General features: G+C 33.2%; 11 protein-coding genes and 1 pseudogene. 3 read left to right on the plus strand and 9 right to left on the minus strand.

From position 1 onward, the window contains the following. Window positions 1-339: 339 nt before the first annotated feature. Window positions 340-1,080: pseudogene (locus tag AD998_12070) on the plus strand (hypothetical protein). A gap of 34 nt (window positions 1,081-1,114) precedes the next feature. Here AD998_12070 and AD998_12075 read toward each other — a convergent pair. From AD998_12075 to AD998_12105, 7 genes are all read right to left on the minus strand, one after another. Next, on the minus strand, window positions 1,115-2,731 hold the full coding sequence (locus AD998_12075) for a phosphoenolpyruvate carboxykinase (GenBank protein ID KOY86780.1): 1,617 nt from the start codon (window positions 2,729-2,731) through the stop codon (window positions 1,115-1,117). 192 nt (window positions 2,732-2,923) lie between these two features. Further along, window positions 2,924-4,459: a cysteinyl-tRNA synthetase gene (locus AD998_12080; protein ID KOY86781.1), complete on the minus strand. Its 1,536-nt coding sequence runs from the start codon at window positions 4,457-4,459 to the stop codon at window positions 2,924-2,926. 59 nt (window positions 4,460-4,518) lie between these two features. Further along, window positions 4,519-5,454: a hypothetical protein gene (locus AD998_12085; GenBank protein KOY86782.1), complete on the minus strand. Its 936-nt coding sequence runs from the start codon at window positions 5,452-5,454 to the stop codon at window positions 4,519-4,521. Window positions 5,455-5,456: 2 nt separating this feature from the next. After that, complete coding sequence (locus AD998_12090; protein KOY86783.1) at window positions 5,457-6,047, minus strand: hypothetical protein; 591 nt, start codon at window positions 6,045-6,047, stop codon at window positions 5,457-5,459. 32 nt (window positions 6,048-6,079) lie between these two features. Continuing rightward, window positions 6,080-6,622, minus strand: a complete 543-nt coding sequence (locus tag AD998_12095; protein ID KOY86784.1) for a 3'-5' exonuclease — start codon at window positions 6,620-6,622, stop codon at window positions 6,080-6,082. A 43-nt stretch (window positions 6,623-6,665) separates the two neighbouring features. Continuing rightward, entirely contained in the window at window positions 6,666-7,907 is a 1,242-nt protein-coding gene (locus AD998_12100) for a peptidase M16 (GenBank protein KOY86785.1), read from the minus strand. Between the two features lie 70 nt (window positions 7,908-7,977). Then, a complete protein-coding gene (locus tag AD998_12105; protein ID KOY86786.1) occupies window positions 7,978-8,958 on the minus strand; it encodes a flavonol synthase in 981 nt (326 codons plus the stop codon). Between the two features lie 160 nt (window positions 8,959-9,118). Between AD998_12105 and AD998_12110 the strand changes: the two genes are divergently transcribed. Further along, window positions 9,119-9,871, plus strand: a complete 753-nt coding sequence (locus AD998_12110; GenBank protein ID KOY86787.1) for a hypothetical protein — start codon at window positions 9,119-9,121, stop codon at window positions 9,869-9,871. 3 nt (window positions 9,872-9,874) lie between these two features. Here the strand turns inward: AD998_12110 and AD998_12115 are convergent, their stop codons facing one another. Beyond that, window positions 9,875-11,245, minus strand: coding sequence for a hypothetical protein (locus AD998_12115; GenBank protein ID KOY88178.1), 1,371 nt, complete (start codon window positions 11,243-11,245; stop codon window positions 9,875-9,877). Window positions 11,246-12,063: 818 nt separating this feature from the next. On the opposite strand from AD998_12115, the gene AD998_12120 reads away from it, so the two are divergent. Beyond that, a complete protein-coding gene (locus tag AD998_12120; GenBank protein KOY86788.1) occupies window positions 12,064-12,486 on the plus strand; it encodes a hypothetical protein in 423 nt (140 codons plus the stop codon). A gap of 57 nt (window positions 12,487-12,543) precedes the next feature. Here AD998_12120 and AD998_12125 read toward each other — a convergent pair whose 3' ends face one another. Beyond that, window positions 12,544-13,287: an SAM-dependent methyltransferase gene (locus AD998_12125; GenBank protein KOY86789.1), complete on the minus strand. Its 744-nt coding sequence runs from the start codon at window positions 13,285-13,287 to the stop codon at window positions 12,544-12,546. Between the last annotated feature and the right edge of the window lie 6 nt (window positions 13,288-13,293).

Genomic DNA, 13,293 nt, shown 5'->3' on the forward strand with positions numbered 1-13,293 from the left:
CCCCATAAAAAGAAAAGCTTACATACATTTTTAGATAAGATATTTAAGAAATTCTCTAAAAAATCAGAAAATTTCTTAAATCATTGGCAAAAGGATTATGAACAATTGAACCAAAGAAATCAGTCAGCACTTAAGCAATTACTAGATTTATTGGATAAGAACCCCTTAGAAGCTCTAAAATACGCTATACCTATTGATAATAAAGGTATTCAGCGAGGAGAAACATTATCATCAAACAATTGGGTGCTTCGAAAAATATGGGATAATTTTTCTATAAATCAATCTAATTCTTCTAATTCATCAAAAAAAGTTGGTTTGGAACAAGAAGACTTTTTTGAATTAGAAAACAGATATAAAAAAACTGCTGAAGAGTTCATTAACAAAAAAGAGTTTCAGAAAGCTGCTTTTATCTATATGAAGCTTTTAAAGGATTACTCATTGGCTGCAAAAGCTCTTGAAGATGGATACTTGTATCAGGATGCTGCATCTGTTTATTTGAAACACTTACAAAATAAATCCAAAGCAGCAGAATGTTATGAGAAAGGCAATATGACTTTAGAAGCTATTGAACTCTATAAAGAATTGATTATGAATGAAAAAGTGGGAGATTTATATATAAAACTGAATCAAAAAGATGAAGCATTTGTATATTATCAAAAAGTAATTGATGAATATGTTGCTAATAATCAATATGTAAAAGCTTCTTTAATTTATAAAGACAAAATGTATCTACCTTTAAACGGACAAAATATTTTATTAGAGGGCTGGAAACAAGATCAAGATGCCTATAATTGCCTCAATAACTATTTTGCCAATATTACTGATTCTGATAAATTAGCAAAAGAAATACAATTTATCTATAAAAATGAAGTTCGTGATACTCATCAATCAACTTTTTTAGAGATACTTAAACACGAATACAAAAAAGGAGTTGTAAAACAAGTCACTCGTGAAATAGCTTATGAAATTATTGCAGATTTAATTCTTACAAATCGTAATTATATTCAAGAACTTATTACTTTCAATAAAGAAGATGAAATACTCATAAAGGATACTATTCGTTTTAAAAAGAAAAAATAAAAAAGGGCAGGTTTTAAGTCTGCCCTTTTTTATTTTAATTTATTTGTGAAGCTACTTTGGGAGCACCCGCTAGAATTTCTTCGTTTGCAAAATCTGCATATTTTTGGAAGTTTTTCACAAATGCCTGAGCAAGTTCGTTTGCCTTCAAATCATATTGTGTTTTGTCAGTCCAAGTATCACGAGGATTCAAAACTTCAGAAGGAACATCTGGGCATGTCTGAGGTACAGCCACACCAAATACTGGATGATTTATAAAAGTAACATTATCCAATTTACCTTCCATAGCTGCTGTAAGCATAGCTCTTGTATAACGCAATTTCATACGAGAACCCACACCGTAAGGTCCACCTGTCCAACCTGTGTTAATCAACCACACATTTACCTTATTTTCAGTCATTTTTTTGCCTAAAAGTTCAGCATATTTGGTTGGGTGCAAAGGTAAGAAAGCAGCTCCGAAACAAGCAGAAAAAGTAGTCTGAGGCTCTGTTACACCCATTTCTGTACCTGCAACTTTAGCAGTATAGCCAGAAATAAAGTGATACATTGCTTGTCCTGTGTTGAGTTTAGAAATAGGAGGAAGTACACCAAAAGCATCTGCTGTCAAGAAGAAAATATTCTTAGGAGTACCAGCCATAGAAGGCTCTACTGCATTGGCTATAAAATTGATAGGATAACCTACACGAGTATTTTCTGTTACAGAGGTATTTGTGTAGTCAGGGGTACGAGTATCAGCAATAAAACGAGTATTTTCTAATACTGAACCAAATTTAATTGCATCCCAGATTTCAGGCTCACTTTCATGAGTAATATTGATTACTTTTGCATAACAACCACCTTCAAAATTGAAAACGCCTTTGTCTGTCCAGCCATGTTCATCATCTCCAATCAAGCCTCTGTTAGCATCAGCAGAAAGGGTTGTTTTACCTGTACCAGAAAGACCAAAGAACACAGCTACATCACCTTCTTTGCCTACGTTGGCAGAGCAGTGCATAGAAAGTGTATTTTTTTCATGAGGTAAAATATAGTTTAATACTGTAAATATACCTTTTTTCATTTCACCAGCATAACCTGTACCACCAATCAAAATCATTTTTTTCGTGAAATTGATAACTGCAAAGTTTGCTTGACGAGTTCCATCTACAGCAGGGTCTGCTTGAAATTCAGGAATATTAATAATTGTGAAATTTGGAACAAAACTTGAAAGTTCTTCTTGTTTAGGTCTTAAAAACAAGTTGTTACAGAACATATTATGCCAAGCCTGTGTATTTACTACACGCAGTTTTAATTGATAGTCAGGGTCTGCTCCTGCATAAGCATCACGTACATAAACTGTTTTATCAGCAAGGAAAGCCACCATTTTAGCATGTAAAGCATCAAATTTAGCAGGCTCAAAAGGCTGGTTTATATCTCCCCACCATACAGAATCTTTTGTTTTTTCATCTAATACAGTGAATTTATCTTTGGGCGAACGACCTGTGAATTTTCCAGTATCACACATCAAAGCCCCTGTATCAGTTAGCACTCCTTCTTTATTAGCAAGAGCATGTTCTACAAGCTCCGCAGGTGAAAGATTCCAGTATGCTTTTGTTACTTTCTGAATACCAAGTGCTTCCAAGCCACTTACCAAAGATTTCTTACCAATTTCTTGCATATATTTTGTGTATAGAATTTATTAAAAAATAATAAAATTTCGGCAAATGTACGATATTTTTATTTTTTTTGCTATAAAAATTAAAATATTCTTAGAAAAATATTGGACTTTGGGTTATATACTTTCCAACAAAAAACCTCCTAATGACTTAAGAGGTTTATTTGTTTTATATTTCAATATGAATTTAACTATTTACTCTTCTGTATATGCCCAATCTACACCAAATTTGGTATCTTTGAGTGTAATACCAACTTTCTTGAAGTCAGCACGAATGGCATCTACTTTGTCATATTGTTTGTTGGCTTTAGCTTCCTGATAATTTTTAAGTAAACTAGCAGAAAGCTCATCAAAAGCATGAGGCTTATCTTCTTGGATTCCTAATATTTCTTCAAAAAACAAGATAAATTTATTTTTAAGTGTTTCAAAAGCCTCTTTTGAAATCGTACTTATTTTATCTGGATTGTTTTGGAAAGTATTGATTTTCTTGGTGATATTGAAAAGCTGAGAAAGAGCAAGAGATGTATTCAAATCATCATCTAAGGCATCATATACTTTTTCAAAATCAGAATATATTTCTTCTTCAAGCTTTTTATCATGTTTTTCAGCAACAAACTCTGTGTATTCCATTTTTTTCAAGCCTTTGAGAGCATTGATAAATTTGAAATAGTTTTTCTGGGTATCTTTTAAGGCTTTATCTGAAAAATCTATGGTACTACGATATTGTACTTGCAAAATAAACAGACGAATAATCATAGGGCTGTATGTTTGAGAAAGAATAGGGTTTTCTCCTTCAAACAAATCTTTATTATCTCCATCAAATAAATCGCCTAGATTTATCACATTGCCCAATGATTTACTCATTTTTTGCCCATTTACTGTAACCATGTTGTTGTGCATCCAGTAGCGAACAGGTTGTTTACCTTGATTGGCAGCTTTGGCTTGAGCTATTTCGCATTCGTGGTGTGGGAAAGACAAGTCCATTCCACCACCATGTATATCAAAGGTTTCCCCTAAATATTTGGTACTCATAGCAGTACATTCAATATGCCAACCAGGGAATCCCTCGCCCCAAGGTGAATTCCAACGCATAATATGTTCAGGTTGAGCTTTTTTCCAAAGTGCAAAATCTGCTGAGTTTTTCTTTTCGTCTTGCCCTTCAAGCGTTCTACGCTCTTCACCTGCCCCTGCTATCAACTCTTCTATCACTCTTCCCGAAAGTTCTCCATAAGTATATTTCTGATGGTAAGCATTCACATCAAAATATATAGAGCCATTCACTTCATAAGCCAACCCTGCTTCCAATATTCTTTTGGTTATTTCAATTTGCTCAACAATATGCCCAGTAGCTGTAGGTTCTACATCTGGACGCATTACACCCAGTCTACCTATCACATCATGGTAACGAATTGTATAACGCTGAACAATTTCCATAGGCTCGAGTTGTTCGAGTTTGGCTTGTTTGGTGATACGGTCTTCTCCCTCATTGGTATCGCCCAAAAGGTGTCCAACATCTGTAATATTTCTTACAAAACGAACTTTGTAGCCTTTATGCTTGAGGTATCTTCTTAAAACATCAAAAATTACGGCAGGTCTGCCATTTCCTATATGAGCATCGCCATATACAGTAGGTCCACATAAATAAATACCTACAAAAGGAGGATTAAGAGGTTCAAATATTTCTTTTTTACGTGTAAGAGTGTTATAAATGATAAGCGGATTCAAGGTAATGATGAGTTATAAGTTATAAAAATATATTGTACATTGATACATCTTCATTGTACAATGTTTTAATCTTCTCTACTTGCATTGAATAGTTTTTGTTTTTCTTCTTTGGTAAGACTATCGTAACCTTTTTCAGAAATTTTATCCAAAATCTTATCCAACTCTTCTTGTGAGGGAACTGTACCAGAAGCTATAGTTTGTTCGGGTTTTCCTTGTTTGGCTTGAGTAGCACCCTTGGTTACTTTTGCTTTTTCTTTGATGTAGGTAACTTTCATTTTAGGTTTTGGTTGGAATAAACCTGCCCACCATTCCAAAAACTGATTGATATATTTACCCAAGTCTCTTCCCTTTCTAAGTTGAATGATAAACAAATAGCCCAGTAAAGCTCCTCCTAAATGGGCTGCATTGCCACCTGGATTACGATTTGCTAATTCTAAAAATGAAAGTAAAACAAAAAACCAAGCAATATATTTCAGTCGTACAGGAAATATTCCAAATATAGAAACTATCATATTAGGGGCTAAAGTTGCTGCTGCAACAATAAGTGCATATACCCCACCTGACGCTCCTACTAAAGGAGCACCTTTATATATCAGAAGGCTGGGGACAAAGTTATAAATACCCATGAAAAATAACCCTCCAACTACAACACCCAACAAATAAATAGATAAAACTCTTCTACTTCCTACAAAATCTTGTACCAAACGCCCCATAAAATACAAATTGAGCATATTGAACAAAATATGAAAAATATCATTCAAGCTATGGGCAAAACCATAAGTTACAAGTGTCCAAGGTCTTGTAATAAATTTTATAGGGTTTGAGCTAAGCATAATCCAATCCATTATATCAATAATAATAGACTGTTTACCTGCAAACCAAAGAATTACATTTACAATTGCCAGAAATAAAAATACCACTACATTGATGACAATGAGTTTCATTAAACCATTGTTTCGTTGACGAAAGGCATCTTTCAATTCAGAAAAAACATCTGTCATAATTAATATCTTTTAGGAATTCTCCAAATCAATTTTATCATAATAAATCCAAACAACATTCCTGCCAAATGAGCTCCATGAGCAACATTATCCCCAGGTAAATTTTGCATCAAAAATCCCACCTCAAAAACAATATACAACAAAACCATGTATTTGGCTTTCAAGCTAATAGGAGGAAATAACATTTGCAAAGGCATATTTGGGAATATCAAAGCAAAACTTGTTACAATACCAAAAATAGCCCCCGATGCTCCTACCATAGCTCCTATATTCTCATAATTTGCTATTAAAGATAGCACTCCTGAACCCAATCCACACATCAAATATAACAATAAAAAGCGATTTTGCCCCAATACTTGTTCTAAAATACTTCCAAAAAATAGAAGCCCCAACATATTACTAAAAATATGCATCCAATTAGCGTGCAAAAACATATATGTGAGCAACTGATAAGGTTGAAATGGATCTTCTGGTGGATTATTAATATAACATAATGCAAATGCCTCTGCATATTTAGGATACATTAATCTAAGTATAAACGCAATTACATTTAAAATCAATAATATTCGTACTGTGGGTGTAAGGTTAATCATGTATAAAAAACAAAATAGTTATGAATTATGGATTAAATAGGGAATTCCCATTCATTAAAACAACTGATAAAAATTTTTGCAATATTTTTGGCATCATCAATACCTCTGTGATGCGTTCCTTCCATCGTTAAACCTTCCATCTTAAGAGCTGTGGGCATTCCCACACCTTTAATTCCTTTTATGTCAGCATATTGATGTTTAAGACTGATATGGTTTTTGAGCCAACGAGTGTCTAAATTATGCAAATTGCAATCATTTTTAAACTGCGTTTTATCATAAAAACCCCAAGAACAAAGAATATAATCATCATTAAAGCTCTTTATCCAATCTTGAAATTCTTTGAGAGCCTTTGGAAACAAAGGGGCATCATCTACCATTTTTTGTGAAATAGTAGTAAGTTTTTTACAAAAATTCGAAAGCTCGGGATGTACAGAAGGTTTTACAAACAGAGTAATTTCATCAATAACATCTAAATCATCATCTATACAAACAGCACCTATCTCTATAATTTCATTGGGTTGTACGTTCTTTTCCTCCCAACATGTTGCTTCTAAATCTAAAATAATATATTTCATAGTTTTTATTCAATACTCTTATTATAACAGTAAGTTTTTGTTTTTAGTTTTTGTTTCTTCGATAAAATAAAGTAGAACAATTATTCTCTGAAAGCACTTTTTGAGCTACTTGTTCTACTTGTTCTACATTTACAGAAAGTATCTGATTTTCAACGTCATTTATCATATCTGTATTGCCAAGCATAGTAAAATAGCACAAATTCATGGCTCTATTTAAAACTTCCATTTCTGAAAATAAGTATGTAGAAAGAGCTTTATTTTTCACTTTTTCCAACTCTTTACTTTCAATACCTTCTTGCAAAAGTTTTTTGATTTCATTTTCAAGGGCTATATGTGCCTCTTCAATACTAACATGCTGATTAACATTGCCTTGCACTACCAGCAAACCATCATCTACTGAATCTGTAATGTAAGCATTGATACTATTGAACAATTGAAGTTCTCTGACTAATTTTTCGTTTAAACGAGAAGATTTGCCTCTACCAAGTACATCGCTAAGCAAATCGGTAGCGAAAAAATCGGAATGAACACGAGATGGCATTTTATAAGCCTTATAAATGGCATCCAAAGGTACATCTGCGTAAGTTTCTGTAAATCTTGCTTTTTCTTGCGTTGGTTCTTTGGGCAAATTGCGTTTGTATGGCTCTCCAGCAGGTATTGGCTCAAACCATTTTTCACAAAGCCTTTTTACTTCTTCTACTGTTACATTGCCCGCTACACATAAATAAGCATTATTTGGAATATAAAATTTATAGAAAAAACTCTTTACATCATCCATGGTAGCCTGCTCTATGTGGCTGATTTCCTTACCAATCGTAGCCCAACGATATGGATGAACCTCATACGCCAAAGGACGTAATTTGAGCCAAGCATCTCCATAAGGCTGATTGAGATAGCGTTGTTTAAACTCCTCTATCACTACACTTCTTTGAACTTCAAGAACTTGTGGGTCAAAAGAAAGTGAAAGCATTCTATCTGACTCAAGCCAAAAAGCCGTTTCTAAATTGGCTGAGGGCAAGGTTATATAATAATTGGTGATGTCGTTGCTTGTGAAGGCATTATTTTCACCACCTACCATTTGTAAAGGAGTATCATAAGAAGGTATATTTTTAGAGCCTCCAAACATCAGATGTTCAAAAAGGTGAGCAAAACCTGTTTTATGTTCACTTTCGTCTTTAGCACCTACATTGTAAAGTAGGTTAAAAGCTACAGTAGGTATACTTGTATCTTGATGTACAAGCACTTCTAAGCCATTTTTAAGTGTAAATTTTTCGTATGAAACCATGAAGGTATATTCAATTAGAAAGATACGGGCATATAGCCCGTATCAAGTACAAATTATATGATATATTTGTTTATTTTTTTAGACCTAATTCTATCAAACGTTCATTTAAAAATTCTCCCGCATTCATATCAGAATATAATTTTGGATGGTCTTCATCAATACAAGCTTCTAAGCAAGTCAAATCCATTTCGGAACGAGGGTGCATAAAGAACGGAATAGAATAACGAGAAGTATTCATTTTCTCTCTTGGAGGGTTTACCACTCTATGAATCGTCGATTTAAGTTTGTTGTTGGTAAGTCTATCAAGCATGTCTCCCACATTTACTACAATTTGGTCAGGAAGAGCCGTAATAGGAATCCATTTCCCATCTCTACGCAATACTTGTAAACCTTCAGCACTTGCTCCCATGAGTAAGGTAATGAGGTTAATATCTCCATGAGCAGCAGCTCTTACAGCATCAGCAGGTACTGAATCTGGGTCTTCGATAGGGAAATAATGCAAAGCTCTCAGAATGCTGTTTCCGTAAGCTATCTTGTCATCAAAATAATGTTCATCTAAATTCAAATACAAAGCAATGGCTTGTAACATGAGTTTTCCTGTATTTTCAAGGATTTTATAAGCCTCTAAGGTATAGCTTTTAAAGTCTGCCACTTCCTGAGGGAATACATTTTCAGGATATTCTTGTTTTACAGGGTCAGAAGAAGGAATATTTGCTATTTCTTGACCAACATGATAAAACTCTTTCAAATCGCCTACATTTCTGCCTTTGGCATGTTCTTTATTTTTACCTGTATAGCCTCTTTGTCCTGCCAAACCTGCAATTTCATAACGAGTTTTCACTTCATCGGGCAGTTTGAAGAAAGTCATGACATTTTCGTATAATTTAGCTGTCAGTTCATCATTTAAACCATGATTTTTGATAGCTACAAAACCAATATTATTATAGGCTTCACCTAATTTTTCTACAAAAGTCTTCTTTTTTACAGGATCTCCAGAAATAAAATCTGCTAAATCCAAAGAAGGTACGGTATCAAATAAAATTTCTTGCATACAACAATTGAGTATTTAGTTTTTAATGAGTTTTTAGGCTCTAAATATACAATAAAAAACACATTTGGCAAATTTAGAGACAAAGGTTTCCAAAAAAAATGCATTCTTTTATTTGATTATCAAAGTTTTGTTTCACCTAAAATATCTATATTTTTGTAAAATGATAAATAACTCCTTTCAAATACATTCCATTCTCCAGATAGGCTCTTTTCATACAAATTTTTGTGAAGATTTTTTAATATATGAACCCATCAGTCCCAACATACAAGTTTTAGCTGTGATGGATGGGTGTACTATGGGAAAAGAATCGATGTTTGCTTCTTTGATTGCAGGTAAAATCTTGAGAAAAATCTGTAAAACAATGTTTTATCAAGATTTAATTCAACCTATTTCTAACAATTTGGAAAACATACTTCAACAAATCTTAAAAGAGTTATTTCAAGAATTAAAACATCAAAAAAACAGGTTGCTTTTAGAAACCGAAGAACTACTTTCTACCTTGATAATCAGCATCATTGATATTAAAAATCAAGAAACTTTGTGTTTGGTTGTTGGTGATGGTTGTATTTATTGTAATGAAAAGATCTATGAATATGAGCAAAATAACACGCCTGATTATTTGGGTTATCATCTACATAAAAATTTTGAAGAGTGGTATATATCTCAAAATCAGAAAATTCGCATTAAAGATATTCAAAATATTGCTATTTGTACAGATGGAATATTTTCTTTTCAAAAACAAAAAGAGTCCATTATAGAGAAAACAGAAGCTGATTTTATAAAATTTTTACTTTCAGACAATAAAGATTTTAGTTTGCCTAATTTTTTTGAGAAAAAACTTAGATTCATTGAACAAAAGTGGCTTTACAATTTAACAGATGATTTAGCTATTGTGAGGTTTTCTTATTTCTAATACTTATTTTAATGATATTTGTCTCTCAAATTCAGAAAATTGCATATCTAAACGTTTCAGACACTCTTTTTTCCTACTTTCATCCATAAAGGAATACTGAATGCTGTTGTAAACAAACTGTTTAATTTCTTTATAACTCAATGAATATCTAGTAATTAATTTAAAATATTCGTTTGTCAGGCTTGATCTGGAAACTCCAGGGTCATCTGACGAAATAATGATAGGAACTCCTGCTTTGTGGTACAACATAACAGGGTGGCTGTTTCCGTTCATACCCACTCCCAAAATAAATTCGTTGCTGGTAATGTTAATTTCGACAGGGATATTTTTGTTTTTCATTGTTTTAAGGGTATTTGCCATGTCTTTCTCGTAGGCAATATCCATACCATGCCCTATTCTTTCTGCACCTGCTATTTCAATAGCATTTTTGATATTGGATTGTAAATACTCGCCATTTGCTAGTGCTGGAACCAATTCGCCTGCATGCAAAGCAAGCCTTACACGAGGATATTTTTGCTTGAGTAACTTAAACATTTGCATGTGTAACCAGTAGTTTTTGAGGGCGTTTTCGTTATTTTCAGGTCCTACAATGTTTACACCCACAAATAAGCCTGCCTTATCAAGTTCTGTTGTTTTAAAACAAGAATACAAGTCTTTAAAAACTTTTACATTTTGTTGTAAACGAAACACATACGTCTGAAACCTCAATGTAAATTGTGAATCATCAATGCCTTCATGATATTTTTTAGTTTGCAAAATATACTGCTGAATGTGTTTGATATAAGATTTTTCCGATTCCATTTTTTTGAGCATAGCAGTCAGTAAACGAATTGCTCCGACAGAATCTTTTTTACTTTGGTACAAAAGTAAAGAATCTTCATAAAAATCTGGGAATTTGACTTTTAACTCTTGGGTTGAGGGAGCTTCATAAATGGTTTCAATGTATTGAACTTTCTCTTTCAAAGCCTGCTCTTTAAGATACAGAAAACCATCTTTTTCGTTGCGTAACTCTAAACCCGCTCCAAAATTGGGAGCTGTAAAGAAATAATGACTTGATTGTTTCACATCTAACGGTTTATTGTAGGGTATTGGAAAGCCCTCAATAGACCATCTTTGTAGTATTGTCGTATTTTTACGTAATTCATCAATTGAAATACAGTTTTTACAAGGTGTATTGACAAACAAGCTTTTCACTTGTGGATCTGTATTGTAGAATTTACCCATCTTTTTAGCCCAGTCTAAATATACTTCTACTGGAATGGCTCCTGTATAATGATGATGAATATCTCCTCCTTTGGGCATGAATGCCACAAATTCAGCTATTTTGGCACTATCATTTTGGTATTTTATTCTAGAATAGTATGTATTTGTAATTTCTTCGTTGTTTTGAGCTAAAACAATATTTTTTAATAAAAACACTAAACATACAAGAATCAAATGTCTAAATTTATCCATGAGAAGCTGTTTTTCTAAATTAATTTAAAAGTTGCAAATAAGTGAATTTCCTTTAAAAGCAAAATTTATCTATTCTAGAATACTTTTTAATTTTTTTTAAAATATTTTTAACTACGCAAATACATTACGCATTACTGTATTTGCTTTGTATCATCAAAGAAAATTTGAGTGTCGTTAAAAAGAGTTACTTCGCAGCCATAAACAGGGGAGGAATGGCATGGCAACCTACATATTGCGAAGCCATCAGGTTCGAATCCTGCATGCAAGCCCCGATTTCTCTTTTGCTTTTTACCTCATAGTTTTCTTGAAGGAGTTTGGAAGAAAGTAGGTTCGAGCCCTGCCTCCTACACCAAAGAGTGCCGTAGAATAGAGTTACTTCGTCTTAAAAATAACAGTCTCTTTTCGTTTATTGCCTCTTTTATTAAAAAATTAAGACATAAACAGTGTCGTAGAAAAGTCTTACTTCGTTCCAAACCTTGAGAAGCAGGTGCAAATCCTGCCCCTCCGCCTATGGAGTGGTCGTCTATAAAAGTAAGATACAAGGAGCAGCAATGCCCATAGTTGACTTTTCGTTTGTTACCTGTTTTTTAAAATATTAAAAAGAGTATAGTATTTTTAAATTTCTATAACGTTTGGTAGCTTTGTGTCTATTTACTTCTTGCATAAGACTTCAATTTACAGATAAACTTAAAGGCAATCGCTTTTAGGTCTAGTACAAATAATTAAAATTTAACATTATGATACAAGAATTAGTAAAACAATGGGAAGAAAATAAGTTAAAACTTGAAGAGTATTTCAGAACTACAAAGCAAGGAGAGTACTCAACAAGCTATCAGCAAATAGTTACAAAAGTGTTTGAATTATGTTTGCCAAAAGCAGATGAACATAGTGGCTTTGATTTAAGTAAAATGACTGTTATTGATGATGGACATTACCAAGGTACACAGATATTCATCATACCAAGAGTCACTTATCAGCCAAGCATAGGAGATTATGTGATGACAAACACTTATTATGGTAGCTGTTCAGGTTGCGATACTCTTCAAGCCATTTGGAATTATGAAGATGGCTTACCAACAGAGGAACAAGTTAAGCAGTATATGACCCTTGCTTTACACTTGGTGCAGAAACTTAAATGGCTTGGTGAGGGTGAGTATTAACTATCAAGTTTAATCAAAAAAACATTGAAATTTAGCAAAAAGGGGCAAATGCCCCTTTTAATTTTTAGGCATCTCTCCCACCTTCATAAAAATAGGAAAAGTAACTTCGAAGCTTTCCTTTTGGGCAATTGCCTGTTTGAGTTCATTTTCAATGGCTTGTACAGGGTTCTTGCCATTTTGTTTTTCGTAATGTTTTACAGCAGACCATGTATTTAGATAGCCTATCAAATACTCTAAATTCCAAAGTATTTTTTTTTCAAAATTAAATACTTGAGCTTTCTTGAATGGAAAAGGTATATTTTGATAAGCATCATCTATGTGTTTGCGTTCGGCATCCCAGTATTTTCCGATTTGGTTATAGTAAAAATCATCTATTATTTTATCTAACTCTGGAAATGTTCTGATAAGTCCGTAGCCCCACATCGCAAAAACACCATTTTTTTTGAGTATTCTATCAATTTCTGTATAAAAAGACTCAAAATCGAACCAATGAACAGCTTGAGCCACCACAATCAAATCGAAGGTGTTGTTTTCAAAATTTGTTTTCTCGGCAGACTGAACTGAATATTCTATTTTTTCGTTGGGTTGGGCTTGTTTTATTTGCTCATTGCTGATATCTGTGGCATACACTTTTTCAAAATATTTGGCTAATTGTTCTGCTACCTGCCCGTTGCCTGTACCTACATCCAAAGCAAGTTTTTTATTTGAAATATGAGCCAAAAGTGCATCAAAAAGCTCTTGAGGATATGTAGGTCTGTATTTGGCGTACAAATCGGAACCTGTAGAAAAATTATCTTTCATAAAACA

Source organism: bacterium 336/3 (assembly GCA_001281695.1).
Classification (GTDB): domain Bacteria; phylum Bacteroidota; class Bacteroidia; order Cytophagales; family Thermonemataceae; genus Raineya.